A 25,797-nucleotide genomic window follows, 5' to 3' on the forward strand; every position below is an offset into this window, starting at 1 on the left:
ACGGAGCTGTGGATGAACCCGGCACTGTGAGTTGTGCTGCTCTACTGTTTAGCCCATGGGCTCGGCGCAAGAGTACGACATGGTGGTCATCGGTTCGGGGCCCGGCGGGCAGAAGGCCGCCATCGCCTCCGCCAAGCTGGGCAAGTCGGTCGCCGTCGTCGAACGCGGCCAGATGATCGGCGGCGTGTGCGTCCAGACCGGCACCATCCCGTCAAAGACGTTGCGCGAGGCGGTGCTTTACCTCACCGGGATGAGCCAACGCGAACTCTACGGCGCGAGCTACCGGGTGAAAGAGAAGATCACCCCGGCCGATCTGTTGGCCCGCACCCAGCACGTGATCGGCAAGGAAGTGGACGTGGTGCGCAATCAGCTGATGCGCAACCGCATCGACCTGCTGATCGGTCACGGGCGATTCGTCGACCCGCACACCATCGAGGTCGAAGACCCGTCACGGCGCGAAAAGGTAACCATCAGTGGCAAATACATCGTCATCGCCACCGGCACCAGGCCCGCGCGGCCGTCCGGCGTCGAGTTCGACGAAGAGCGCGTGCTCGACTCCGACGGGATCCTCGACCTCAAGACGTTGCCCACCTCGATGGTGGTCGTCGGCGCCGGCGTGATCGGCATCGAGTACGCCTCGATGTTCGCCGCGCTGGGCACCAAGGTCACCGTGGTGGAAAAGCGCGACGACATGCTGGACTTCTGCGACCCCGAGGTGGTCGAGGCGCTGAAGTTCCACCTGCGCGACCTGGCGGTGACGTTCCGGTTCGGTGAGGAGGTGACCGCGGTCGACGTCGGCTCGGCGGGCACCGTCACCACCTTGGCCAGCGGCAAGCAGATTCCCGCTGAGACGGTCATGTACTCGGCCGGCCGGCAGGGACAGACCGACCATCTCGACCTGCACAACGCCGAGCTCGAGGCCGACAACCGCGGCCGGATCTTCGTGGACGACTATTTTCAGACGAAGGTGCCGCACATCTACGCCGTCGGGGACGTGATCGGTTTCCCCGCGCTGGCCGCGACCTCGATGGAGCAGGGGCGGCTCGCCGCCTACCACGCGTTCGGGGAAGCGTGCGACGGCATCACCGAGCTGCAGCCGATCGGCATCTATTCGATCCCCGAGGTCTCCTACGTCGGCGCCACCGAGGTGGAGCTGACCAAGGACGCCATCCCCTACGAGGTCGGGGTGGCCCGGTACCGGGAGCTGGCACGCGGCCAGATCGCCGGGGACTCCTACGGCATGCTCAAGCTGCTGGTGTCCACCGAGGACCTCAAGCTGCTCGGCGTGCACATCTTCGGCACCAGCGCCACCGAGATGGTGCACATCGGCCAAGCGGTGATGGGGTGCGGGGGCACGGTGGACTACCTGGTGGACGCCGTGTTCAACTACCCCACGTTTTCCGAGGCCTACAAGGTGGCCGCGCTCGACGTGATGAACAAGGTGCGCGCGCTCAACCAGTTCCGGCGCTAGCTAGCAGGCGTCCTGCAGGTCGCTGGGGATCGGGTCGCCCGGGCCACCGGCTTCGGCGCGGGCCAGCAGCTCGGCGGTCTGGCCGTCGAACGGCGCCGAGTACGAGATGTCCGCGGCGCACCCACCGCGCTCGAGACCGCCGATCAGGCCGGTGACCGTGGTGCCGCTGACCCAGGGCGCGCCGCTGGTGCCGTCCACCAGACCTTCGCACGCCAGCGCGGGGAATCCGCTGTCGCTGACCGAGGTGCTGCCCTGACATCCGATGGGCGCCCCGCCCACGCCGACCGGATACCCCAGCACGGTCACGCGACTGCCCGGCGGCGGCGTCACGCCCAGCGTCAGCGCCAAACCGGCGCGGGACTCGACGTCGGCGCCGGTGTCGTTGCTGACCCGCGCGATCGCGTAGTCGGCGTGCGGATCCTTGCTGGCGACCCAGCGGGGATCGAGGTAGACCGCGTCGGCCTTCCACACGTCGGTGGGAGCGGGCGCGGCGTCGCCGGCGAAACCGGGAACGAAGGTGATCAGCGACGCTCCGGCCAGGCAATGCGCCGCGGTCATGATCAGGTCCCCGCCCTTCGAATGCACCACCGAACCGGTGCAAACGTGGAGCGGGCCGCCGTCGATGAAGATCGCCCCGATGCGCCGGTCCGGCTCGACCGGGCCCGCAACCGCCTTCTGCTCGGGCTGGCTGAGCCGCTGCACCGGGCCACCGGTTCGCGGCGCCGACACCGGGGCGCCCGACACCTGCTCGATGGGCCGGTGACACGACGTCAGCGACGTCGCCACCCCCACCACCGAGCAGAGCACCAGGATCGGTATGCGCATCGCCTTCATCATGCCCGACGGTGTGGCGGCGAGCCGACTTCCGCGCACTGCGCTGCGCGAAGGCGTTTGCTGACGCACCGGCCGGGCCCCCCGATATGTTCTCACCGGATTACGGCTGAGAATTATCGCGTTCCAGGGTGCGGACGGGGAACCGAGTTCGCTGTTCGATGTGGGTGCCGCCTGATTCGGGGGACAATTGGTAGGGCACCCTGGAGAGACGCCCGAGAGGAGGCGATCGAAGATGGATCACCATCAAGACCCAGGTGATCAGTACCAGCCGGGGCAGCCAGGCATGTACGAACTGGAGCTGCCGGCGCCGCAGTTGTCGACGTCCGACGGCCGCGGCCCCGTACTCGTGCACGCCCTGGAGGGCTTTTCCGACGCCGGTCACGCCATCCGGCTGGCGGCCTCGCACCTCAAGGCGGTGCTGGATACCGAGCTGGTCGCGTCCTTCGCGATCGACGAATTGCTGGACTACCGCTCACGGCGGCCGCTGATGACCTTCAAGACCGATCACTTCACCAACTATGACGATCCGGAGCTGAGCCTCTACGCGTTGCGCGACACCGTCGGCACCCCGTTTCTGTTGCTGGCGGGCATGGAGCCGGATCTCAAGTGGGAGCGCTTCATCACCGCGGTGCGCCTGCTGGCCGAGCGCCTCGGCGTGCGCCAGACCATCGGCCTGGGCACCGTCCCGATGGCGGTTCCGCACACCCGTCCGACCACCATGACCGCGCACTCCAACAACCCGGAGTTGATCGCCAATTTCCAGCCGTGGATCGCGGAGATCCAGGTCCCCGGCAGCGCGTCCAACCTGCTGGAATACCGGATGGGCCAGCATGGCCACGAAGTGGTCGGCTTCACCGTGCACGTCCCGCACTACCTCACGCAGACCGATTACCCGGCCGCCGCGCAGGCCTTGCTCGAGCAGGTCGCCAAGACCGCGTCCCTCGAGCTGCCGCTGACCGCGTTAACCGAAGCGGCGGAGGTGATTCGGGCCAAGATCGACGAGCAGGTCGAAGCGAGCGCAGAGGTCGCTCAGGTGGTGGCCGCGCTGGAGCGCCAGTACGATGCCTTCATCGACGCTCAGGAGAACAGGTCGTTACTATCACGCGACGAGGATCTGCCGAGCGGCGACGAGCTAGGCGCAGAATTCGAGCGATTTCTGGCCCAGCACGCGGAGAAGAAGTTCGACGACGACGACCAGGCCTGACCCCGGGCCCAAACCCCCAGCCACACCGCCCTTAGCCCGGCCCGACAGCAAGGTTGGCCCTATGACCGAGCGGAAGCGCAAGAACACGCTCCGCCCGGTGCGTGAAGTGACCGCACCCAGACTCGAGTTCCGCACCATCCACGGTTACCGCCGCGCATACCGCATCGCGGGCTCCGGGCCGGCGATCCTGCTGATCCACGGCATCGGCGACAACTCCACCACGTGGAATGCCGTGCAGGCCAAGCTCGCCCAGCGCTTCACGGTCATCGCCCCGGACCTGCTGGGCCACGGCCGATCCGACAAGCCGCGCGCGGACTACTCGATCGCCGCATACGCCAACGGGATGCGCGACCTGCTCAGCGTGCTCGACATCGAGCGCGTGACCATCGTCGGTCATTCGCTGGGCGGCGGTGTGGCCATGCAATTCGCCTACCAGTTCCCGCATTTGGTGGAGCGGCTGATCCTGGTGGGTGCCGGCGGCGTGACCAAGGACGTCAACTTCGTCTTGCGGTGGGCGTCGCTGCCGATGGGCAGCGAAGCCATCGCCCTGCTGCGATTGCCCCTGGTGCTGCCGGCGGTTCAGGTCGTGGGCCGCGTCCTGGGCGCCGCGTTCGGCAGCACCGGGCTGGGCCGCGACCTGCCCAACGTGCTGCGGATCCTCGATGACCTGCCGGAACCGACGGCGTCGGCGGCATTCAGCCGGACCCTGCGGGCGGTGGTGGACTGGCGCGGTCAGATCGTCACCATGCTCGACCGATGTTATTTGACCGAAGCCATCCCGGTGCAGATCGTCTGGGGCACCAAGGATGTGGTGGTTCCGGTGCGGCACGCGTGGATGGCCCACGCGGCGATGCCCGGTTCGCGGCTCGAAATCTTCGAGGGCTCCGGCCACTTTCCCTTTCACGACGATCCGGCCCGCTTCATCGATGTCGTCGAGCGCTTCATGGACTCCACCGCCCCCGCCGAATACGACCAGGCCGCCCTGCGCGGGTTGCTGCGCACCGGCGGCGGCGAGCAGGCCGTCACCGGCCCGGCCCGCGCCCGCGTCGCCGTCCTGAACGCCATGGGGTCCGACGAACGCAGCGCCACCTGATTCCACCGTGATCGAGACCGCCGGGTTCGGGGCCGTACAGTCGGGCCATGGGTATCGACGTCACGGTGTTGCGGGTGTTCACCGATGCGGACGGCAATTTCGGCAATCCGCTGGGCGTGGTGGATGCCGGCCAGGTGCGGGTCGCGGACCGGCAGCGGTTGGCCACCCAATTGGGCTACAGCGAAACGGTTTTCGTTGACCTTCCGGCCGCGGGCTCGGCAACCGCGCACGCCACGATCTACACGCCCCGGACGGAGCTCCCGTTCGCCGGGCATCCGACGGTCGGCGCCTCGTGGTGGCTGCGGGAACACGGTTCACCGATCAACACGCTGCAGATACCGGCGGGCATCGTGCAGGTGGGCTACGACGAACTCCACACCCGCATCAGCGCCCGCGCGGAGTGGGCACCCGAGTTCGCGCTGCACGAATTCGGTTCGGCCGACGATGTTCTCGCCGCCGACCCGACGGACTTTCCCGACGACACGGCGCACTACCTGTGGGCCTGGACCGACCGGGCCACCGGGTCGCTGCGGGTGCGCATGTTCGCCGCCAACCTCGGCGTGCCCGAAGACGAGGCCACCGGTTCGGCCGCGATGCGGATCACCGACTACCTGAGCCGAAACCTGCGGATCACCCAGGGCAACGGCTCCGTCATCGAAACCACCTGGAGCGCCGAAGGGTGGGTCGCGGTGGCCGGACGGGTGGTCAATGACGGTGTGCGACAGGTGGGCTGACGATGGGCCGCGGGTGGTGAACGCTCAGCGCTGCCGGCGCAACACCGCGGCGAGGTGGTCCTGCAGCGGCTGGCCGACCGCGCCCATTTGCACCGAGTAGGACAGCTCGTCGCCGTCGATGCGGAAGGAACGGCCAAGTCCCGTCACCTCTTTGGCGGTGGGCGTCAGGCCGACGGCCGTGGTGGCCATCTGCATTTCGATGACGTCGCCGGTGACCGAATAGGTGCCGACCTCGATCTCGGTGATGCCACTGGGATGGGCCAGCACCAGTTCGACGCGGCCCGGTTGCGGCACGCGAAGATATCCCGTCTCGGCGTGTAACGGCTTGCCGTCGGCCACCGCCTTGGTTTTCTGGGCGTAGGCCAGAAATGGTTTGCCCACATGGGCGAACGTGACCTCTTCGAGGTAGTCGAACGGCGGGATCGTCGGGTATTTGCCCGCACCCTGGCCGACCCAGGTGCCCAGGAGCGGGGCCAGGGCCGCGAGGTCGGGATGCAACTCAGGGGGCATGCACCGAGCCTAGCGGGCCGCCCAGCGAGCGCCCGGCGAGATCCGTCAGCCCGGAGTGGCCACTCCGCGGTGCTCACGAAGCGCCTGGATCTCGCGCTCGAAGTCGTCCGCGGATTCGAAAGAGCGATACACGGAGGCGAACCGCAAGTACGCCACCTCGTCGAGATCACGCAACGGCCCCAGGATGGCCAGGCCGACCTCGTGGCTGGGGACCTCCGGGGAAGCCACGGCGCGCACGGTGTCTTCGACCTGCTGGGCCAGCAGATTCAGCGCGTCGTCATCCACCTGACGGCCCTGGCAGGCCCGTCGGACTCCGCTGATGACCTTTTCCCTGCTGAAGGGCTCGGTGACGCCGCTGCGCTTGACCACCGCCAGGACCGCGGTTTCCACGGTGGTGAAACGTTTTCCGCACTCGGGGCACGACCGGCGGCGCCGGATCGCCTGCCCCTCGTCGGTTTCGCGCGAGTCGATCACCCGGGAATCCGGGTGGCGGCAGAAGGGACAGTGCATGACCGCTCCTTCACCGTGCCGACAACGGGGTACCGCAGAACTTTGAGCGTACCTGTGCGCTGACCTGCGCGGCTAACGGAGCCGCCGTCCGCGGGGCCGCGCCACGCGCGCCGGCCGCGTGCCGGGCCGGACCCGTTGTCGCACAACGGCCGTCAGCCGATCGGAGCGATCAGCGTTTGGCCCGCAACCAGCGTCGGCGAGTTCAGGTCGTTGAGCTCACGGATGCGGTCGGCCACCTGGGCGGCCGGCGCGTCGGGCGCCACGCGGTGAGCGACATCCTGCAGCGACTCCCCCGCGTCGACCCGCACGACGGCGAGCCGGTTCGGTACGGGCGCGGCCGAATTCGTCGAGTCACCGTTGAGTACCTGCCCGACATTCGCGACGAGACCCAGCCACAAGGTGATCGCCCCGGCGGCCAATGCCAGACCGACCGTCGTCAGCCACGTGACGGAGCGCCTGCGGTGCGGGGCGACCGACATCGCGACCCCGGTGCCGTAGTAACGCGTCGGCGCGCCCGCCGGCCGTGCCGGCGCGGGACGCCGCGAGCGGGCCAGCCCGTCCCTGCCGTACCGAACGCCCTGCACCGGTCCGTTGATCGGGCGCCGAAGACTGCTGGTACGCGGCGCAAGCGTGTGGATGATTGTCATCTGCGTTCCTCCGGTCAACTAGCTCTCGCTCGTGTGTTCGACTCTAATCGCTCGTGTGTTCGAAACCCGAACATTTGAGCGAAGCGTGTCGCACGAGCAAAACGCTAGATCACGCCACCGACAACTCCGTCGGCCTCTACCACTGTCACGAGGCACAAATACCCGATCTCGGCAAGAGTTACACATTTGTGATTCGGCCGATGGCGGCGTCTTTCCGGCCACGGCGCGCCGGGGCGACACGCAAGTCGAACACATGTTTGATTCTTGTCGGCGGTGCCGTTACATTCAGTGTCATGGGCGACAGCAACGACACTTCCCCGAACGACACCGGCCCGGCCGGAGCGGGCGGCCGGCTGCACTCCGTGGATTCCGCGCTGACCGAACGGCAGCGGACCATTTTGAATGTCATTCGCGCCTCGGTGACCAGCCGCGGCTATCCCCCGAGCATCCGGGAGATCGGCGACGCCGTCGGGCTGACGTCGACGTCCTCGGTGGCCCACCAGCTGCGCACGCTGGAACGCAAGGGGTATTTGCGCCGCGACCCCAACCGCCCACGGGCGGTCGATGTCCGCGGCGCCGACGACGACGTGGCGGCGCCCGCCACCGAGGTGGCCGGGTCGGATGCGTTGCCAGAACCGACGTTCGTCCCGGTTCTGGGCCGTATCGCCGCCGGTGGACCGATCCTCGCCGAAGAGGCCGTCGAAGACGTGTTCCCGCTGCCGCGTGAGCTGGTCGGCGAGGGCACGCTGTTCCTGCTCAAGGTGGTGGGTGACTCGATGGTGGAGGCCGCGATCTGTGACGGCGACTGGGTGGTGGTGCGCCAGCAGAACGTCGCCGACAACGGCGACATCGTCGCGGCGTTGCTGGACGGCGAGGCGACCGTCAAGACGTTCAAACGCGCCGGCGGTCAGGTGTGGCTGATGCCGCACAACCCGGCGTTCGACCCCATCCCGGGCAACGACGCGTCCGTGCTGGGCAAGGTCGTCACGGTGATCCGCAAGGTCTAGCGACCGGCGGCTAGTCGGCCCTGGTGAAGCCGTTGGCCAAGGCGACCTCTTCGCTGGACAACCAGATCTCGGGGAGCGTGTCCTGGTACAGGTCGCTGCCCGGCGTGTAATACAGGCCGTAACGAGCGCTCGCCTTGATCGGGTAGCCGTCGGGCGCCTGGTACGGGTCGTCGAGCGGCAGATGGATGGTCGGACGCCCATCCGGGCCCGCCAGCCCGTTGTCCGCGCCGTCTTCCTCGTCCGCGGCGGCGTGCCGCCCGCCGGATCGCTGCGCCGCGCCGGCGGCGAAGGCCGCGGCCTCGGCGGCCCCGGACACGTCGGGCTCCGCCGTGACACCCTCTTCGGGTTCGACTTCCGCATCCAGCACGGCGACGTCGGGATACTCATCCTCGGGGCCGGCGGTTTCCAGGGCACCGGTCACGGCCTCGGCGTCCGGCGGGGTGTGCGGAACGGCGACGTCGGGATACTCGTCCTTTGCGTACTCGTCCTCGACGTAGCCGGCGTCCGCGTAGTCGGCGTCGACGTAGGCGGCGTCATCCGCGGTCTCGGACTCGGCGACCTCGGGAACGGCGTCGGTGTAGTCGGTGTAATCGGCTTCGGCGTCGGGATAGTCGGCCTCCGACAGCATCTCCTCCGACACGACGGGGATGGAGTCGGTGTCGATCGCGTCGGGGTCCTCCTCCTCGAGCCCGTATTCGCTCTCCGTCGGAACCTGACGCTGCCAGCTGACCCGCGCGGTGGCCGCGGCCTCCGTCGGCCGCTCGGGTTCGTGCGACCCGCCGAGCGCGAAATGCTCGCTCGCGAGGTCGGGTTCCTCCGGCCCCCAGGGCGCGTCGGCCGCGTCATAGCCGTGATCGGGCGCGTAGCCGGCGGCATCCTCGCTCCCGGAGCGACGCCGGCGCCATGCGAACAGCACCCACACCAACACCACCAGCAGCACCAGGACCGGTATCGCGGCCAGCCACCACCACGAATGCCCGCCGAATTTGTTGGCGTGGGACGGCATGGCCGCATTGCTCGGCTGGTTCTGACCCGACACCTGCAGTCCGCTCAACAACGGCGCCAGGTTGGACGGATCCGTGCTGAACGTGTTCTTCGCCCGGTTCCACGAAATCTTGCCGCCGGTGAACTGCTGGGAGATCACGTCGCCGTCCACGGCCTGGTCGCCGACCGGCGCCCCCAGTTTGCCGGCCGGACCGCGAAGTTTGTCCCAGGCGGCCTTCATCGCCCCGCGCACGACGAACGCGCCGTGCTCGGCGGTCCGGAAGATCACCGGCTTGTCGGTGGCCGAGAAGGTGCAGATCCGGCTGGAAGGACCGATTCCGCCGTCGGTTTCGTTGGTGACGGGGAAGCCGAGGTCGCTGCCGACAGGCCCGCCGAGCGACTCGTATTTGGACAGTATGTCGGTCTCGAGGGCGTTCGCACCGGTAGCCGGGGTGAAGAACACCTTGCCGCCGGCGAAGTTCTGGACGATGCCGTCACCGCCGATGGGGGTCTGCCCGCCCTGCTTGGCGCCCAGCGGTCCGTTGGGCCCCCCGGCCGCCCGCCAGGCCATGTTGATGGCCGCGGTGGGATCGATCGCGACCTGCAGGCCCTTCAACTGGTCGGCCAGCCCCGGCGGTTCGGTGGTGAACTCCTTGGTCTGCCGGTTCCACGAAAGCTGTCCGCCGCTGAACTTCTGCGAGGACACCTCGCCGTTGTAGGTCTCGTCGCCGACCGGCACACCGAGCACGCCGCCCGAACTGCCGAGCTTGTCCCAGGCGGAGTTGATGGCGCCGCGCACCACGTACGGGCCGTGCTCGGGCGTCCAGAAAATGACCGGCTTGTCGGTGGCCGAGAAGGTGATCACCCGGCTGTCGGGGCCGGCCAGGCCCGGCACTTCGTTGATGGCCGGGAAACCCAGATCGCTGCCGGCCGGCCCGCCCAGCATCTCGTATTTCTCCAGGATGGGCCCGTAGGCGAATTTGGCGCCGGTGGCCGGGGTGAAGAACATCTTGCCGCCGTCGAAGTTCAGGGCGAACCCGTCTCCGGCGGGGTAGACATCGCCCTTGCGGGGGCCGAGCGGGGACGTGTCGCCGCCGGCCTTTTCCCACGCGGCCATCATCGCCGCTTCGGCGTCGCCTATCGGGCTCGCGGTGGCGGCGGGCGCCAGCAATACGGCGGCCAGTGCTGTGGTCGTCAAGCTGACCAGCGCGCTTCCGATCAGCTTGCGCATGTGACCTCTGTGCACCTTCACCAAGCCTTCCAGCCTCCGGATACGGCTCTATCTGCGGCTATGCCCTTACCTGCATAACCGGCGAGCGGGCCGTTCTTCCGCGGGGAATGGACCCGCGCACGATCCGCCTTATCGCCGGGCTCGCACAACTTTGCTCCTGCCAACAAGAAATGCGAAGTCAAATCACGAATTTTACAAAAAGGGATACCACACCGATGTCGAAATGATGCCGGGCCACGGCCAAACCGCGACAAACCATGCCACCACCCCAGCGCCGTTGCGAATAGCGCACCGAAAGCCGATCGCGACCGTGGTCGTCGTGCACGACTTCCAAACTGCGGACTCGCACAGCGGAATTGCGCGCACCGAGGTTGCTGCTGGCGCACGAAGCGACCTCGGCGGCGCAGATAAAGGCAATGCCGTTACCGGCGACGGTGTTCGCCGCCCGGATGACGGTCCACCAAACGAAAGGCTATACCCCGAGGCCGCGGCCGATTATTTCCTTCATGATTTCGGTCGTGCCGCCGTAGATGGTTTGCACCCGCGCATCCAGATAGGCACGGGCGACCGGGTATTCGCGCATGTAACCGTAGCCGCCGTGCAATTGCAGACAGCGGTCGATCAGGTGCACCTGCTTTTCGGTGGAGTACCACTTGGCCATTGCCGCCTGTTCGGCCGTCAGCTTGTGGTCCAGGTGCAGGCGGACGAATTCGTCGACCATCATGCGCACCACGGTCGCCTCGGTCGCCAGCTCGGCGAGCACGAAGCGGCTGTTCTGGAAGCTGCCGATCGGCTTGCCAAAAGCCTTGCGCTCCTTGGTGTATTGCAGCGTCTGCTCGAGCACCTGCTCCATCGCCGCGGCCGCCATGATGGCGATCGAGATCCGTTCCTGAGGCAGGTTCTGCATGAGGTAGATGAACCCCATGCCCTCTTGGCCCAGGAGGTTTTCGGCCGGCACGTGCACGTCGGTGAATGACAGCTCGGCCGTGTCCTGCGCGTCCAGCCCGATCTTGTCCAGGTGCCGGCCGCGCTCGAAGCCTTCCATCCCGCGTTCGACGGCGAGCAGGGAAAAGCCCTGCGCGCCCTTGTCCGGATCGGTCTGCGCGACGACGATCACCAGGTCGGAGTTGATTCCGTTGGTGATGAACGTCTTTGAACCGTTGAGCACATAGTGGTCGCCCTGCTTGACCGCGCGGGTCTTGATGCCCTGCAGGTCACTGCCGGTGCCCGGCTCGGTCATCGCGATCGCCGTAATCAGTTCTCCGGTACAGAATTTCGGCAACCAGCGCTGCTTCTGCTCCTCGGTGGCCAGGGCCAACAGGTACGGCGCCACGATGTCGTTGTGCAGGCCGAAACCGATGCCGCTGTAGCGGCCCGCCGTGGTCTCCTCGGTGATGATCGTGTTGTACCGGAAGTCCGGGTTGCCGCCGCCGCCGTACTCCTCGGGCACCGCCATGCCGAGGAAGCCCTGCTTGCCGGCCTCGAGCCACACACCGCGGTCGACGATCTTGGCCTTCTCCCACTCGTCGTGGTACGGCGCGACGTGGCGCTCGAGGAAGCCCCGGTAGGACTCACGGAACAGGTCGTGCTCTGACTCGAAAAGAGTGCGCTGGTATTTGATGGCGCTGCTCATGGAAAGACCTCCGGCGACTGGGATTTCTGCAGCCCAACATATACCAACCGGACGGTTGGTCGGCAGCTGGCGGGTCGGCGGCGGCGCTGCGGCGGCGGTGGGCTGCGGGAATCGGCGGCTAGGTGTGATGTCCAGGGAGGTTGGTCAGTCGGGTGACCGGTGGCTGGCCTCCGATGGCGGAGTGGGGTCGGTGGTGATTGTAGAAGTGCAGCCAGCCGGCTAGAGCGGTGTCGCGCTGTTGGGTTGATTCGTAGAGTCGAGCGTAGGCCCAGCCGTCGGCCAGAGTGCGGTGGAATCGCTCGATCTTGCCGTTGGTCTGCGGTCGGTATGGACGGGTTCGCTTCGGGGTAATGCACAGCTCGGCGCAGGCATCACGCCATGCGTAGGACTTGTAGGCCGAGCCGTTGTCTGAGAGGACTCGTTCGACGGTGACGCCGTGGTCGGTGAACCACGCCACGGCGCGCTGCAGCACGCCGATCGCTGTGACCGCCTTCTCGTCCGCGCAGATTTCGGCGTAGGCCATCCGGGAATGATCGTCAATGACGGTGTGCACGAACGCCGTTCCGATCCGGGGGCGATAGTCCTTGCCGCGCTGGCCAGTGCGCCGGGCGGTCTGTCGGGCGTTGTGCTTGCTGATTTGTCGGCTCACGAACTTGTGCCCGCCGCCGTCGGGGATGTTGCCGAACTTGGTGACGTCGACATGGACCAGCGCTCCGGGCGAGGCGTGCTCGTAACGACGCAATGGCTCGCCGGTGACGCGGTCGATGTAGGACAGCCGGTTGATACGGCAGCGGGTCAACACCGCATGCACGGTCGAGGCCGGCACACCGAGCCGGCCAGCGATCTGTACTGGACCAAGCCGGTGACGCCACCGTAACCGCACGATCCGCCGCACCATGCGTGGCCCGGTCCTGGTCGGGCTGACACGGGGCCGCGAGCTGCGATCGGCCATCCCGGCCACCCGTTCGGTTCGAAATCGGTCGGCCCATTTCTTGGCGGTTCGTGGGGCGACCATGAACATCTTGGCTGCCGCGGCGTAGGTCCAGCCCTGCTCGACGACGAGGCGAGCAAGCCTCAAACGAGCGCGTGGCGTCAAAGCAGCGTTAGCGTGGGACACGAAGGCCTCCTGGTTGATGAAGCGGTTTCTAGACAGCTCCACTTCATAACCGGAGGCCTTCACCTGTCACACAGGCTCACCGATACCAAACGGGACAATGTCCCTGGACATCACAGCTAGGCCGGGCCGCTCAGTGGGCGGCGAATTCGCGCAGCCGGCCGGCCAAGGCGACCGGAACCCGGGCCTTGATCCGGGTGCCCTCGGCGTTGTGCTCCTCCTGCTGAACGCGCCCGTCGGCGTGCAGGCGGGCCACCAGGTCCCCGCGGTGATACGGGATCACCACGTCCACGGCGGTGTCGGCGGGAACGGCCAGCTCGGCGATCCGCCGGCGCAGGGCGTCGATGCCCTCGCCGGTGCGCGCGGACACGAAGACCGCGCCCGGCAGCGCGTGGCGGAGCTTGGCCAACGCCACATCGCTTGCGGCGTCGACCTTGTTCACCACCAGCAGCTCGGGCGGCGGCGCGCCGTCATGGTCGGCGATAACGTCGGAGACCACCTGCCGCACCGCGTTGATCTGCGCCAGCGGGTGGGCGTCGGAGCCGTCGACGACGTGCACCAGCAGGTCGGCGTCGACGACCTCCTCCAGCGTGGAGCGGAAGGCCTCGACGAGCTGGGTGGGCAGGTGCCGGACGAATCCGACGGTGTCGGTGATCGTGTAAGCGCCGGCCGCCTTGGAATCGGGGTCGAACTCGGCGCGGCGGGTGGTGGGCTCCAGGGTGGCGAACAACGCGTCCTGCACCAGCACGCCCGCCCCGGTCAGCGCGTTGAGCAGGCTGGACTTGCCCGCGTTGGTGTAGCCGACGATGGCGATCGACGGCACGTCGCTGTGTAGCCGCCGACTGCGCTGGGTGTCGCGGACCTGCTTCATGTCCTTGATCTCGCGGCGCAGCTTCGACATCCGCTCGCGGATGCGCCGCCGGTCGGTCTCGATCTTGGTCTCACCGGGGCCGCGCAGGCCCACGCCTCCCCCGCTGCCGCCGGCGCGGCCACCGGCCTGCCGCGACATCGACTCACCCCAACCGCGCAGCCGCGGCAGCATGTATTCCATCTGGGCCAGCGACACCTGAGCCTTGCCCTCCCGGCTGGTGGCGTGCTGGGCGAAGATGTCCAGGATCAGCGCGGTGCGGTCGATGACCTTGACCTTCACCGCCTTCTCCAGCGCCGTCAGCTGCGCCGGCGACAGCTCACCGTCGCAGATGACGGTGTCGGCGCCCGTCGCCAGCACCACTTCGCGCAGTTCGGCGGCCTTACCCGAACCGATGTAGGTCGACGGGTCGGGCTTGTCGCGGCGCTGGATGAGCCCTTCGAGCACCTGGGAGCCGGCGGTTTCGGCCAGCGCCGCCAGTTCGGCCATGCTGGCCTGGCTGTCGGCGGCGGTGCCGTCGGTCCACACGCCCACCAGGACGACCCGCTCGAGCCGAAGCTGGCGGTACTCGACCTCGGTGACGTCGGCGAGTTCGGTCGACAGGCCGGCGACGCGGCGCAGCGCCGACCGATCCTCGAGGGCGAGTTCGCCCGTACTGGGCTCCGTGACCGTGGGAGCGTGATCGCGAAATTCGGGATGTGTCATAGGCAATAAGAGATGATGCACGCAAAGTCGGTGTCGCGCATCTGAATTAACGCTACTGTTCGCGCCACCATTCCTCGCTGATTTCTCCTTGGGCCACCAGTACCGACGGCCCCCGCAGGTAGCTGGTGGCGTCGGTGATGGTGACGACGACCTCGCCGCCCGGCACCCGAACGGTCAGCGTGCCGGTGTCCGCGCCGGCGCCGGCCAGCGCGGCGACCGCGGCCGCGACCGTTCCGGTGCCACACGAGCGTGTTTCGCCCACTCCCCGCTCGTGGACGCGCATGTGCACCGCCCCGTCGGCCGGTGCGGTGAGGATCTCGACGTTCACCCCCTCGGGGAATTGGGCGGGATCGAAACTCACCGGCGCGGCCACGTCCAGCGCCGCCAACGCGTCGACGGTCAGGTCGGGGTCGACGCAGGCCAAATGCGGATTGCCCACGTCGATCGCCACGCCGGAAAACCGGCGGCCGCCCACCGTCGCTTCAAAGGCCTGTCCCCCGCTGCCCAGCGTGTTGGCCTTGCCCATGTCGACGCTGATGTCGGCGGTCGCCGCGTCGACGCGATGCACGGTGACCAGGCGTGGACCGGCCAGCGACCCGACCACGAAATCGTCGCGGCCCTCCAGGCCGCTGGCGCGCAGGTAGTGGGCGAAGACCCGCACGCCGTTGCCGCACATCTGGGCGATGGACCCGTCCGCGTTGCGGTAGTCCATGTACCAGTCGTCGGCGGCCACCCCGTCGGGCAACCGGTCGAGCACGCCGGCCGCGGCGGCGGCGCCGGCCGTGGTGACCCGCAGCACCCCGTCGGCGCCCAGCCCGCGTCGCCGGTCGCAGAGCGCGGCCACCCGCGACCCGGTCAGGCACAGCTCGGCCTGCGGGTCGGGCAGCACCACAAAGTCGTTCTGGGTGCCGTGGCCCTTTGCGAATTTCACCTGTTCAGGATACGTGCCGCCACGCGTGCACCGCGCCGTCGACGAGCCGGGCGCGATCGGCGGCGTCCAGCCACTGCACGCGGTGGTCGCGGCGAAACCAGGACCGCTGCCGTCGCACGTAGCGTCGGGTGCCCACGAACGTCTGCTCCCGGGCCTCGCGGAGTCGATCCGGACCGCCGCCGGCATCGAGCGCCGCGATCACCTGCGCGTAGCCCAGGGCCCGCGAGGCGGTGACCCCGTCGCGCAGGCCGCGCTCGAGCAGCGCGGTCACCTCGCCGACCAGGCCGTGGTCGAACATCGCGTCGGTCCGCTTGGCCAGCCGGTCATCGAGAATCGTTGTGTCACAATCCAACCCGATGATGACCGTGTCCCACCGGGGTGCGCCGATCCGCGGCGCGGAGGCGGCGAACGGCTGTCCGGTCAGCTCCACCACTTCCAGGGCCCGCACCGTGCGCCGGGCGTCGGTGGGCAGGATCGATGCGGCCGCGGCGGGGTCGCGACGGGCCAGCTCGGCGTGCAGCTCACCGACCCCGACCTCGGCCAGCCGCCGCTCCCAGCGGGCCCGCACCGCGGGATCGGTGGCGGGAAACGACCAGTCGTCGAGCAGCGACTGGATGTAGAGCATCGAGCCGCCGACGATGATGGGCACCGCGCCGCCGGCCGCGATCGCTTCGATGTCCGCGGCGGCGGCGCGCTGATAGCGGGCGACGGTCGCGGTCTCGGTGACGTCGAGGACGTCGAGCTGATGGTGCGGAATGCCGCGGCGCGCCTCGACGGGCAGCTTGGCGGTGCCGATGTCCATGCCGCGATAGAGCTGCATCGCGTCGGCGTTCACGATCTCCGCGCCCAGCCGCTCGGCGATGTCGAGGGCCAGCTGCGACTTGCCGCTTCCGGTGGGGCCGATGATCGCCAGTGGTCGCACGGCCACCGTCACAGCTGCCAGGCGCCGGCGAAGTAGCCCACCCCGTAGGGCGCCCCCCGATAGAGCTCCTTGGCCGATCGCGGCCCCGGCTCGGACAGGCCGGCCAGCACCTGAAAGGCGACCCGCCCCAGGATCTGGTGCGGCAGGCGGATCAGCTCCGTGATGTCGCCGCCGGCCAGCGCGTCGTCCAGGGCGTCTTGCGCGGCGGCGTTGTCCGGGTCGTGTCCGCCGGGGGCGGCCGGGGTGAGGGTGTTGGCGCCGTCGGCGACGACCAGCACCCCGATCGGCTCGGGCAGCCGCTCGATCTCGGCCCGCAGTTCGCGGCCGCGGCTCAGCGCGGTATCGACGTCGTGGTCGTCGCGGTAGACGCGCACCTGGGCGCTGGCCTGCGGCTGCGCCTGGCCGCGCACCCAGCCACCCAGCAACGCGCACACCGGGAGCGCCACCGGCTCGGGCTCATCGCCGTTCTGCGGGGACAGCCGGACGCGCACGTCCACCCCGAAACCCGCGAACGTGCCCGCGGCGTCGGGACCGAATTCCTCGTTGGCGGGGCCCGTCCCGATGATCACCCAGCGTTCGGGCAGCATGGCGGCAGCGGCGATCGTCGCCGCGACCAGGTCGGCCATCTCGGCGGCGGCCGCCCCGGCGAGTTCGGGAACAAGCACCGGCGCCGACGGAACGATGGCAATGGCGCTCAGCACGCCACCAAACTAACGTGACCGAGCCGGCGGGCCAGAGTCAGTGGCGATCGCAAGCGCGGCGGAGCCGGGCGCAGCGGGTCGCCACCGTCAGGCCAGTGGCGATCGCCAGTCAGCAGCGTGAGCCGTCAGCGACAACCAGACACTCACCGTAGGGGCCGAGGCCATCCTCAGCGGATGCGTCCCGCGTTCGGACTTTTCGCGGCGCGCCCCCGCCGGGTTCGGTCCCGCCGACGGCGGCGGCCTCGCCGCGGGCCAACGCGATCGTCGCGATGATCACCACCGACACGGCGGCGATCAGCACGAACGCCTCGGGCCCGCTGGCGTTCAGCGTCTCACCCAACACGAGCACCCCGAGCAACCCCGCGACGACGGGCTTTGCCACCGTCATCGTCGGCAGCGACGCGGTCAGCGAGCCGGCGCGGAAAGCCGATTGCTGGAAGATCATCCCGGCCAGCGCCACCAACAGCCAGGGCACGAACTCCGGCGACGTCAGAACGCGCACGACGCCGCGCTCGGACATCTCGACGATGCCCTTGGTCAGCACCGCGAACAGCGCCAACGAGGAGCCGGCCACGACGGCGAGCAGCACGGGCGCGAACGGGCTACCGGACCAGATTCGTGCCGCCACCACGCAGGCCACCAGCAGCGGGACCATGATCAGGGCCACGATGACCCAGGTCTGCAGCGGGGCGCGCTGGTGACCGGACGCCGGGTCGCCGACGATGATGACCACCGCCAGCGCCGCGGCCAGGATCATCGCCCACATCCACTCCCGTGGCTTGACGCGATGGTGGGCGAGCCGCGCGTAGATGGGCAGCGCGAACAGCAGCGCGGTCACCTGCAGGGCGGTCACCAGGACCACCGAGCCCCATGCCAGGGCGGCGGCCTGCAGGCTGTAATTCGTGACCGCGGCCATGCCGCCGATCCACCATCGCGTGTCGCGCAGCGACATGCGGAACAGTTCGAGGTGCCCAACCTGCTTGTCGGTGATTTCGTGTGCGGAGCGCTGACGGATCACGTCGCCGATCGCCGATGCCAGCGCCGCGCACAGGGCAATCAACGCAGCGACATCAACTTTCGACATATTTCCCGACCCCCCAAGCGCACGACCGTCCGACCCAGCTTTCCCCGGGGCGCAAGCAAATACACGCACATTTCGCGTTCAGTTCAGATACAAATCTATGACGTTTCACACGTCCGGCCCGCGCCGCGGGCGACCTTTCGATTATTACTTCACCAATCTATGTGACCGCTTGGATAACTCTAAGAGAACGTCACAGGTAGTGCCGCGCGGGGCCGCCGCCCGGAATACCAAGGTGGCGGCGCGTGGCGGCGCAAGCTGCTTGAATACTGTTAGGCACCTGCTGGGAAAACCCGGATGGGTCGTCCGCAGATGCAGAAGACGGTGCCGCTACGCGCGGCAGGCGCGCGGCACACCAACCGCGCGGAAGGTTGCGAAAGGGTAGTGACGAGGGCATGACGGCTGACCAGCCTCGCGACGATTCAGCCCGGCCGGTGCCGCGTCCGGGGCCGCGCCCCGGTCCCCGGCCGGTGAGCTCGGGGTCGCGCCCGGCCGCTCACCCGGTGGTGGTGCCGCCCCCGCGCAGCGATCCGCACCAGTTCGGGCGCGTGGACGACGACGGCACGGTGTGGTTGATCAGCGCGGCCGGAGAGCGGGTCGTCGGCTCCTGGCAGGCCGGTGACCGCGAGGCCGCGTTCGCCCACTTCGGTCGGCGGTTCGACGACCTCGCCACCGAGGTCACGCTGATGGAGGAGCGGCTGGCCTCGGGGACCGGGGACGCGCGCAAGATCAAGGCGCACGCGTCCGAGCTGGCCGAGACGCTGCCGACGGCCGCGGTGCTGGGCGATATCGATGCCCTGGCCGCCCGGTTGACCGGCATCGCCGAACACGCCGAGGCGACCGTCGCCGCGGAACGCTCCCGACGCGAGGAGCATCGGGCCGCCCAGACCGCCCGCAAGGAGGCGCTGGCCGCCGAGGCCGAGGAGTTGTCCGCCACCTCGACGCAGTGGAAGGCCGCCGGCGATCGGCTGCGCGCGATCCTCGACGAGTGGAAGACGATCAGCGGCCTGGACCGCAAGGTGGACGACGCGTTGTGGAAGCGCTATTCCGCGGCCCGGGAGGCCTTCAACCGGCGGCGGGGAGCCCATTTCGCCGAGTTGGACCGGGAGCGTTCGGGAATTCGCCAGGCCAAGGAGCGGCTGTGCGAGCGTGCCGAGGAGCTGTCCGATTCGACCGACTGGACGGCGACCAGTGCGGAGTTCCGCAAGTTGCTCACCGAATGGAAAGCGGCCGGACGGGCGACCCGGGAGGTCGACGACGCCCTGTGGCGGCGCTTCAAGGCCGCCCAGGACGTGTTTTTCACCGCCCGCAACGCGGTGACCGCGGAAAAGGACGCGGAGTTCCGCGCCAACGCGGCGGCCAAGGAGGCGCTGCTGGCGGAGGCCGAGAAGCTGGACACCAGCAACCACGACGCCGCCCGGGCGGCGCTGCGCTCGATCGCCGAGAAGTGGGATGCGATCGGCAAGGTCCCGCGGGAGCGCTCCGCCGAGCTGGAGCGGCGGCTGCGCGCGGTCGAGAAGAAGGTGCGCGACGCCGGCGAGGCGGATTGGTCGGATCCCCAGGCGCAGGCCCGGGCCGAGCAATTCCAGGCCCGCGCCGAGCAATACGAGCAACAGGCGCAGAAGGCCGCGGCGGCGGGACGGACCAAAGAAGCCGAAGAGGCCAAGGCCAACGCCGAACAGTGGCGGCAGTGGGCGCAGGCGGCCGTCGAGGCCCTGAGCCGCAAGTCCTAACGGCCGCCGCCGGATCCCGTACTGCTTTCGGGATCGTCGGGCCGGCCCGTGGCGCCTGGGCGGTCGCGGTCATCCAGCAGCGAGGTCGACTGCTGCTGCGCGGCGAGGCGGCGGCGCTGCTCCTCGGCGGCGAGCTGCACGATGGTCCGCGACCACACCACGCGGGCCCAGTGGTAGATGAGCAGCAGCACGGTGATCCAGGCGACGATCAGGCCCCACCCCGGCCCCGGGTGCCCCGCGGCCACGGTCTGACGCGACCAGATCGCCAGCATGCCCGCCGCACCCGCGATCGCCGAGCCCGCCAGCGCAACCCAGGCCAGCGCCCAGCGCCGGGTCACCAGCGCCAGCATCGAAAAGCCCACGCCGAACACCAGCGCCAGCCACGCGAACACCCGCGACGGCAGCGCGACCGCGGCCGCCCCGGCGCCGTGGCTGCCGAACAGCACGTCCCAGCCGCGCACGTCGCCGGTGTGCGGCAGGATGAACGATCCCAGCAGCACGAACACCAGGATCGACACGAAGAAACCCCGTGGGCCGGGATCGAACCCGCGCGCCACCCGCCGTTCGGCGGCCTCGATCTCGGTCCGCAGCGCGCCGAGCTGTGGGTCTTCTTCTTTCATCGTGCACATCCCAGGGGTTCGGCCGGGCCGGCGGGCGGCCCGACGGCGGGCATGCCGAGACCGATGCCGCGCGGGCGCCGCCCGGTGGCGTGCGCGTCACCCGCCCGGGTGCGGCGATGGGTCAGGATGCCCGCATCGGCGATGAGGTGGTGGGGCGCGGCCCCGGTGATCACGGTGGTGACGATGTCGCCGGGCCGCGGCCGGGTGTCGACGGCTTGGTCGCCGGATTGGTCGACGGCTTGGTCGACGGCAAAGTGCACGAGCCGGCCGTCGCGGGCCCGCCCGCTCATCCGCGCGGTCGCGGTGTCCTTGCGCCCCTCGCCGGTGGCAACGAGCAGCTCGACCGTCTGCCCGACCAGGGCCTGGTTGCCCTGCAGCGAGATCTCCTCCTGCAGCGCGACCAGCCGCTCATAGCGTTCCTGCACAACGGCTTTCGGTATCTGCCCGTCGAGGTCGGCGGCGGGGGTGCCGGGTCGCTTGGAGTACTGGAAGGTGAACGCGGCCGAGAACCGGGCCGCGCGCACGACGTCCAGCGTGGCCGCGAAGTCCTCCTCGGTCTCACCGGGAAATCCGACGATCAGATCGGTGGTGATGGCGGCGTGCGGCATGGCCGCCCGGACGCGGTCGATGATGCCGAGGTAGCGCTCTGCGCGGTAGGAACGGCGCATCGCGCGCAGCACCCGGTCGGATCCGGATTGCAGCGGCATGTGCAGGGCGGGGCACACATTCGGCGTCTGCGCCATGGCCTCGATGACGTCGTCGGTGAATTCGGCCGGGTGCGGCGAGGTGAACCGCACCCGCTCCAGGCCGTCGATGTCGCCGCAGGCCCGCAGCAGGCGGGCGAAGGCGCCGCGGTCGCGGGGCAGCGCGGGATCGGCGAAGGACACCCCGTAGGCGTTGACGTTCTGGCCCAGCAGCGTGACCTCGAGCACGCCGTCGTCCACCAGCGAGGCGACCTCGGCCAGGATGTCGTCGGGGCTGCGGTCGACCTCTTTGCCCCGCAGCGACGGCACGATGCAGAACGTGCAGCTGTTGTTGCATCCGACCGAGATGGAAACCCAAGCGGCGTAAGCGGATTCGCGTGCGCTGGGCAGCGACGACGGGAACTCCTGCAGCGCCTCGGCGATTTCGACCTGGGCGACCTTGTTGTGCCGGGCCCGCTCCAGCAGGGTGGGTAGCGATCCGATGTTGTGGGTGCCGAAGATGACGTCGACCCACGGCGCCTTGCGCAGCAACGCGTCCCGGTCCTTTTGCGCCAGGCAGCCCCCGACCGCGATCTGCATCTCGGGATCTTCGCGCTTGCGCGGTGCCAGGTGGCTGAGGTTGCCGTACAACTTGTTGTCGGCGTTTTCGCGGACCGCGCAGGTGTTGAAAACCACCACGTCGGCGTCGGCGCCCTCGGCCGCCCGCTGATATCCGGCCGCTTCCAGTAGGCCCGCCAACCGCTCGGAATCGTGGACGTTCATCTGGCAGCCGTAGGTGCGGACCTGGTAGGTGCGCACCGTTGCGGCGTCTCGCGCCACGGCCTCTCGCACCATCGAAGTCACGGGGCTATGGTACGGCGAGCGGTCGGCACGCGAGAAACCGCACGTCACCGGGCTAGACGCGGCGGCGCTCCCGCTCGGCGGCCAGCTCGGCGAACACCACCTCGCACGCGAGGTTCTGGCTGTAGCCACGGCGCGCCAGCATCCCCACCAGCCGGCGCGTCACCCGCGCGTCATCGTCGGCCAGCGTCTCGCGACGCAGCTTGGCCCGGACCAGCTGCTCGGCCCGGTCCCGCTCGGCGCCGGCGTCGATGCCGGCCAGCACGGTGGTGATCACGTCGTTGTCGACGCCCTTGGTGTGCAACTCGGCGGCCAAGGCGCGCTTGCTTTTTCCGGCGTGCGCGCGACGGGACCGCACCCACTGCTGGGCGAAGTCGGTGTCATCGATCAGGCCGACGGAGGCCAACCGGTCGAGCACCCGCTCGCTGACGTCGTCGGGATAGCCGCGCTTGGCCAGCCGGCCGTGCAGCTCGGCCCGGGTGCGCGCTCTCGCGGTGAGCAGGCGCAGGCACAACACCCGCGCCTGCTCTTCGCGGGAGGGCTCAGAAGTCGACGGGTGCGGGGAGGACATCACCGGAGGGGTCATCGGTCATGACCGCGCCAATGCCAAGCTTTTCCTTGATCTTCTTCTCGATCTCGTTGGCCACGTCGTCGTTCTCCATCAAGAAGGTACGAGCGTTCTCCTTGCCCTGGCCGAGCTGCTCGCCCTCATAGGTGAACCAGGAGCCGGACTTACGGATGAAGCCGTGCTCCACACCCATATCGATCAGCGAGCCTTCCCGGCTGATCCCCTGGCCGTAGAGGATGTCGAACTCGGCCTGCTTGAAGGGCGGTGCCACCTTGTTCTTGACGATCTTGACCCGGGTGCGGTTACCGACCGCGTTGGTGCCGTCCTTGAGCGTCTCGATCCGGCGCACGTCCATGCGCACCGACGCGTAGAACTTCAACGCCTTTCCACCCGTGGTGGTTTCGGGGCTGCCGAACATCACCCCGATCTTCTCGCGGAGCTGGTTGATGAAGATCGCGGTGGTGCCCGAATTGTTCAGCGCGCCAGTCATTTTCCGCAGCGCCTGGCTCATCAGCCGGGCCTGCAGACCGACGTGGCTGTCCCCCATCTCGCCTTCGAGCTCGGCGCGCGGCACCAGCGCGGCCACCGAGTCGATGACCAGGATGTCCAGAGCGCCGGAGCGGATCAGCATGTCGGCGATCTCGAGGGCCTGCTCCCCCGTATCCGGCTGGCTAACCAGCAGGGAATCGGTGTCCACGCCGAGTTTCTTGGCGTACTCCGGGTCCAGGGCGTGCTCGGCGTCGATGAAGGCCGCGACGCCGCCGGCGGCCTGGGCGTTGGCAACGGCGTGCAGGGCGACGGTGGTCTTACCCGAGGATTCCGGGCCGTAGATCTCCACGACCCGCCCGCGGGGCAGGCCGCCGATGCCCAGGGCCACGTCCAGTGCGATGGATCCGGTCGGGATGGTCGAGATCGGCTGACGCGTCTCGTCGCCGAGACGCATCACCGAGCCTTTGCCGTAGCTCTTTTCGATCTGGGCCATCGCCAGTTCGAGAGCCTTTTCGCGATCGGGGGCTTGCGCCATGGTGCCTCTCCTATAGTCGGTGTTCGTCTGACCGGTATCGGTCGGTTGGCGGTGACACTAGAGAAGGCCACCGACAAGTTGACTGGCGAACGCTCACCACACTAGCCGAACAGGTGTTCGATTCAAGCCTGACACGCCGGTCGTGTGGCAACATCGGCTACCGAAAGGCGTCGACGGGGGCTTCCGGGCGGACTTCCTCAAGAGGCGGGCGCGACGCGATGGACATCTCCACCGAGCTGGCCGAAACGGCTTCCTACGGAGGCTTTTTCGCCCTGGCCGTCGGGGGCGACGCGGCGGGATGGCATCCGGTCAAGCAGTCCTATGCCGACGGCTGCGCCGACCTGGTCGACGCCACCGTCCGGCGCTACGGCTCCACCGACTCGCGGATCGGCGCCTCACTGGTTCATCTCGGCCACGCCACCCGGCTGTGGTCGCCGGTGCTCGCGTGCGCGATCGGCCACGGCGTCCTGCCCGACCTCGACGACCTGCAACGCGCCGACGACGGCGCACAGCTGCGACTGCCCAAACCCCTCGGGGAGCCCATCACCTCGCCCGCACCGGACGCGCTGTATCGCGTCGTGGTGAGCGAGCACATGCGCCCGCTCGCCGCCGGCCTGCGGGTCAAGCTGGCGCCCGCCCTGCTCGCGGGCAACATCGCCTCCGCGCTGGTGGGGGCCGCGCGGGCGCTGCTCTCGGCGCGGCCCGACCTGCGCGGCGCGATCGCCGAGACGACCCGCTCCCTGTTGGACACCGGCGTGCTGGCCGGATCCGGTGTCCTCACCGGCCCGCAGCTGGGCTTCCGGCGCCGCAGCTGCTGCCTGTTCTATCGCCTGCCCGGGGGCTCCCTGTGCGGGGACTGCGCGCTTCAGCGGACGCCACGGTAGGACCGGGCGTCGTTTGGTGCCGCCGCGCCGGGGTATGCGGCCAGCCATGGCCTCACCCGCAGCGCAATCCCTGCGCGCCCTCGCGCTGATCTGCTCGTTGAAGAAGAGCCCCGCGCCGTCCAGCAGCGAGCTGCTCGCCGATCAGTTGCTCGATGCGCTGCGCGGCGCGGGCGTCGAGGGCGAGAAGGTGCGGTGCGTGGACCTGGCGCTGCTGCCCGGTGTCGAGGCGGACATGGGGCCGGGCGACGAGTGGCCGGCGCTGCTGACCAAGGTCAAGGCGGCGGACATCGTCATCGTGTCGACGCCCACCTGGGTCGGGCACATGTCCAGCGTCGCGCAGCGCGTCCTGGAGCGCCTCGATGCCGAGCTGTCCGACACCGACGACGCGGGACGACCGGCGATGGTGGGCAAGGTGGCGCTGGCGGCGGTCGTCGGCAACGAGGACGGCGCGCACAAGATCGTGGCCGACCTCTTTCAGGCGCTCAACGACATCGGGTTCTCGATCGCCGCGCAAGGCTGCACCTACTGGAACGGCGAGGCCATGCAGGGCACGGACTACACCGACCTCGACAACGTCCCCGAGGCGGTCGCGTCCGCCACCGGCAACGCGACCCGCAACGCCATCCACCTGGCCGCCGTGCTGCGCCAAAACCCTTATCCGGCATACGAATAACGCGCGCGGATCACCACTGCTCGTGGGGCACGTCGAAGTCGACGCACAACGCCCGCCAGACGTCGCGGGGCTCGATCCCCTCCTCGATGGCCTGGGCGGCCGTCCGCCCGTCGAAACCCGTCAGCACGTGATCGACCAAGACCGATGACCCGTAGGTGGTACCGAAGCGCAGCACCACCCGCTCGTGAAACTCCGTTAGCCGCACGCCAGTGAACATACCCAGCGGGCATGGATCGGACACCCGGGCGCGAACGCCGTCACCGCCAGCTCGCCGGCAGGTCGATGATGTGATTCGGGCAGTCCTCCTGGGCCGCGAGGGACATGGTGTCGCGGGCGCGTTGCGCCGACATCGTGGCGCGCAACTGCATGAACGCGTATTCGGCGGGCCCGAGCCCCTGCTCGGCGGCGGCCGGATCGTCCATCAACCGGCAGGCCTGCTGCTCCTCGGGGCTGTCGGCGCGCGCGGCACCCGCCCCGAATACCGAGCCGGCCATCAGGGCGCCGGCCGTGACTGCCGCGATCATCCTCATTGCATGCCTCCCGCCGAAGCATAAGGAGCATAAGGGGATGC

At 68.9% G+C, this 25,797-nt stretch carries 27 protein-coding genes; 8 read left to right on the plus strand and 19 right to left on the minus strand.

Features of this window, described 5'->3' with window-relative positions; all coding sequences use genetic code 11:
- Positions 1–55 precede the first annotated feature (55 nt).
- Entirely contained in the window at positions 56–1,471 is a 1,416-nt protein-coding gene (gene sthA, locus AC0KTM_RS16305; RefSeq protein ID WP_472416129.1) for a Si-specific NAD(P)(+) transhydrogenase, read from the plus strand.
- Here the strand turns inward: sthA and AC0KTM_RS16310 are convergent, their stop codons facing one another.
- Complete coding sequence (locus AC0KTM_RS16310) at positions 1,472–2,308, minus strand: trypsin-like serine peptidase (protein WP_238957335.1); 837 nt, start codon at positions 2,306–2,308, stop codon at positions 1,472–1,474.
- 229 nt (positions 2,309–2,537) lie between these two features.
- Between AC0KTM_RS16310 and AC0KTM_RS16315 the strand changes: the two genes are divergently transcribed.
- The 3 genes from AC0KTM_RS16315 to AC0KTM_RS16325 all read left to right on the plus strand — a co-directional run bounded on the left by AC0KTM_RS16315 (position 2,538) and on the right by AC0KTM_RS16325 (position 5,336).
- Positions 2,538–3,509, plus strand: coding sequence for a proteasome assembly chaperone family protein (locus tag AC0KTM_RS16315; protein ID WP_225327675.1), 972 nt, complete (start codon positions 2,538–2,540; stop codon positions 3,507–3,509).
- A 61-nt stretch (positions 3,510–3,570) separates the two neighbouring features.
- On the plus strand, positions 3,571–4,602 hold the full coding sequence (locus tag AC0KTM_RS16320) for an alpha/beta fold hydrolase (RefSeq protein ID WP_225327674.1): 1,032 nt from the start codon (positions 3,571–3,573) through the stop codon (positions 4,600–4,602).
- Between the two features lie 47 nt (positions 4,603–4,649).
- Positions 4,650–5,336 carry a PhzF family phenazine biosynthesis protein gene (locus AC0KTM_RS16325; RefSeq protein WP_472416131.1) on the plus strand — a complete coding sequence of 229 codons (687 nt, stop codon included), beginning with the start codon at positions 4,650–4,652 and terminating at the stop codon, positions 5,334–5,336.
- 24 nt (positions 5,337–5,360) lie between these two features.
- Here the strand turns inward: AC0KTM_RS16325 and AC0KTM_RS16330 are convergent, their stop codons facing one another.
- From AC0KTM_RS16330 to AC0KTM_RS16340, 3 genes are all read right to left on the minus strand, one after another.
- Positions 5,361–5,846, minus strand: a complete 486-nt coding sequence (locus AC0KTM_RS16330) for a peroxynitrite isomerase (protein WP_238956389.1) — start codon at positions 5,844–5,846, stop codon at positions 5,361–5,363.
- A 45-nt stretch (positions 5,847–5,891) separates the two neighbouring features.
- Complete coding sequence (gene nrdR / locus AC0KTM_RS16335; RefSeq protein WP_008258565.1) at positions 5,892–6,356, minus strand: transcriptional regulator NrdR; 465 nt, start codon at positions 6,354–6,356, stop codon at positions 5,892–5,894.
- Positions 6,357–6,508: 152 nt separating this feature from the next.
- Positions 6,509–7,003 (minus strand): LysM peptidoglycan-binding domain-containing protein, encoded by a 495-nt coding sequence (locus AC0KTM_RS16340; protein ID WP_238956390.1) that lies wholly within the window; start codon positions 7,001–7,003, stop codon positions 6,509–6,511.
- Between the two features lie 293 nt (positions 7,004–7,296).
- Between AC0KTM_RS16340 and lexA the strand changes: the two genes are divergently transcribed.
- Entirely contained in the window at positions 7,297–8,010 is a 714-nt protein-coding gene (gene lexA / locus AC0KTM_RS16345) for a transcriptional repressor LexA (RefSeq protein WP_225327670.1), read from the plus strand.
- 10 nt (positions 8,011–8,020) lie between these two features.
- Here the strand turns inward: lexA and AC0KTM_RS16350 are convergent, their stop codons facing one another.
- The 9 genes from AC0KTM_RS16350 to AC0KTM_RS16390 all read right to left on the minus strand — a co-directional run bounded on the left by AC0KTM_RS16350 (position 8,021) and on the right by AC0KTM_RS16390 (position 18,183).
- On the minus strand, positions 8,021–10,225 hold the full coding sequence (locus AC0KTM_RS16350) for an LGFP repeat-containing protein (protein ID WP_238956391.1): 2,205 nt from the start codon (positions 10,223–10,225) through the stop codon (positions 8,021–8,023).
- Between the two features lie 178 nt (positions 10,226–10,403).
- Complete coding sequence (locus tag AC0KTM_RS16355) at positions 10,404–10,550, minus strand: hypothetical protein (RefSeq protein ID WP_225327668.1); 147 nt, start codon at positions 10,548–10,550, stop codon at positions 10,404–10,406.
- Between the two features lie 147 nt (positions 10,551–10,697).
- Positions 10,698–11,858, minus strand: coding sequence for an acyl-CoA dehydrogenase family protein (locus tag AC0KTM_RS16360; protein WP_225327667.1), 1,161 nt, complete (start codon positions 11,856–11,858; stop codon positions 10,698–10,700).
- Between the two features lie 118 nt (positions 11,859–11,976).
- A complete protein-coding gene (locus tag AC0KTM_RS16365) occupies positions 11,977–12,975 on the minus strand; it encodes an IS481 family transposase (protein ID WP_238956392.1) in 999 nt (332 codons plus the stop codon).
- 130 nt (positions 12,976–13,105) lie between these two features.
- Positions 13,106–14,545 carry a GTPase HflX gene (gene hflX / locus AC0KTM_RS16370; protein ID WP_225327666.1) on the minus strand — a complete coding sequence of 480 codons (1,440 nt, stop codon included), beginning with the start codon at positions 14,543–14,545 and terminating at the stop codon, positions 13,106–13,108.
- Between the two features lie 52 nt (positions 14,546–14,597).
- The gene (gene dapF, locus AC0KTM_RS16375; protein WP_238956393.1) at positions 14,598–15,476 is read right to left on the minus strand and encodes a diaminopimelate epimerase; all 879 of its coding nucleotides are present in this window, start codon (positions 15,474–15,476) and stop codon (positions 14,598–14,600) included.
- A 4-nt stretch (positions 15,477–15,480) separates the two neighbouring features.
- Positions 15,481–16,398 carry a tRNA (adenosine(37)-N6)-dimethylallyltransferase MiaA gene (gene miaA / locus AC0KTM_RS16380; RefSeq protein WP_238957336.1) on the minus strand — a complete coding sequence of 306 codons (918 nt, stop codon included), beginning with the start codon at positions 16,396–16,398 and terminating at the stop codon, positions 15,481–15,483.
- 8 nt (positions 16,399–16,406) lie between these two features.
- Positions 16,407–17,099: a class III extradiol ring-cleavage dioxygenase family protein gene (locus AC0KTM_RS16385; protein WP_225327664.1), complete on the minus strand. Its 693-nt coding sequence runs from the start codon at positions 17,097–17,099 to the stop codon at positions 16,407–16,409.
- 109 nt (positions 17,100–17,208) lie between these two features.
- Complete coding sequence (locus tag AC0KTM_RS16390) at positions 17,209–18,183, minus strand: DMT family transporter (RefSeq protein WP_225327663.1); 975 nt, start codon at positions 18,181–18,183, stop codon at positions 17,209–17,211.
- A gap of 392 nt (positions 18,184–18,575) precedes the next feature.
- On the opposite strand from AC0KTM_RS16390, the gene AC0KTM_RS16395 reads away from it, so the two are divergent.
- Positions 18,576–19,913 carry a DUF349 domain-containing protein gene (locus tag AC0KTM_RS16395; RefSeq protein WP_225327662.1) on the plus strand — a complete coding sequence of 446 codons (1,338 nt, stop codon included), beginning with the start codon at positions 18,576–18,578 and terminating at the stop codon, positions 19,911–19,913.
- Here AC0KTM_RS16395 and AC0KTM_RS16400 read toward each other — a convergent pair.
- The 4 genes from AC0KTM_RS16400 to recA form a co-directional block, all read right to left on the minus strand.
- Complete coding sequence (locus tag AC0KTM_RS16400; protein WP_225327661.1) at positions 19,910–20,542, minus strand: Rv2732c family membrane protein; 633 nt, start codon at positions 20,540–20,542, stop codon at positions 19,910–19,912. The genes AC0KTM_RS16395 and AC0KTM_RS16400 overlap by 4 nt on opposite strands.
- On the minus strand, positions 20,530–22,071 hold the full coding sequence (gene miaB, locus AC0KTM_RS16405) for a tRNA (N6-isopentenyl adenosine(37)-C2)-methylthiotransferase MiaB (RefSeq protein WP_225327707.1): 1,542 nt from the start codon (positions 22,069–22,071) through the stop codon (positions 20,530–20,532). Before miaB ends, AC0KTM_RS16400 begins: the two co-directional genes overlap by 13 nt.
- Before the next feature lie 61 nt (positions 22,072–22,132).
- Positions 22,133–22,648, minus strand: a complete 516-nt coding sequence (gene recX, locus AC0KTM_RS16410; protein ID WP_225327706.1) for a recombination regulator RecX — start codon at positions 22,646–22,648, stop codon at positions 22,133–22,135.
- Entirely contained in the window at positions 22,620–23,669 is a 1,050-nt protein-coding gene (recA, locus tag AC0KTM_RS16415; protein WP_225327660.1) for a recombinase RecA, read from the minus strand. The genes recX and recA overlap by 29 nt, the downstream gene beginning before the upstream one ends.
- A 218-nt stretch (positions 23,670–23,887) precedes the next feature.
- On the opposite strand from recA, the gene AC0KTM_RS16420 reads away from it, so the two are divergent.
- Positions 23,888–24,553, plus strand: coding sequence for a (2Fe-2S)-binding protein (locus AC0KTM_RS16420; protein ID WP_238956394.1), 666 nt, complete (start codon positions 23,888–23,890; stop codon positions 24,551–24,553).
- A 34-nt stretch (positions 24,554–24,587) separates the two neighbouring features.
- Positions 24,588–25,226, plus strand: coding sequence for a flavodoxin family protein (locus tag AC0KTM_RS16425; RefSeq protein WP_472416133.1), 639 nt, complete (start codon positions 24,588–24,590; stop codon positions 25,224–25,226).
- 10 nt (positions 25,227–25,236) lie between these two features.
- On the opposite strand, the gene AC0KTM_RS16430 is transcribed toward AC0KTM_RS16425, so the two are convergent.
- Complete coding sequence (locus AC0KTM_RS16430; protein ID WP_425326323.1) at positions 25,237–25,431, minus strand: DUF3046 domain-containing protein; 195 nt, start codon at positions 25,429–25,431, stop codon at positions 25,237–25,239.
- Positions 25,432–25,483: 52 nt separating this feature from the next.
- Positions 25,484–25,756, minus strand: a complete 273-nt coding sequence (locus AC0KTM_RS16435; protein WP_472416135.1) for a hypothetical protein — start codon at positions 25,754–25,756, stop codon at positions 25,484–25,486.
- Between the last annotated feature and the right edge of the window lie 41 nt (positions 25,757–25,797).

This window comes from Mycobacterium sp. NTMscope_Eco_3 (assembly GCF_976985685.1).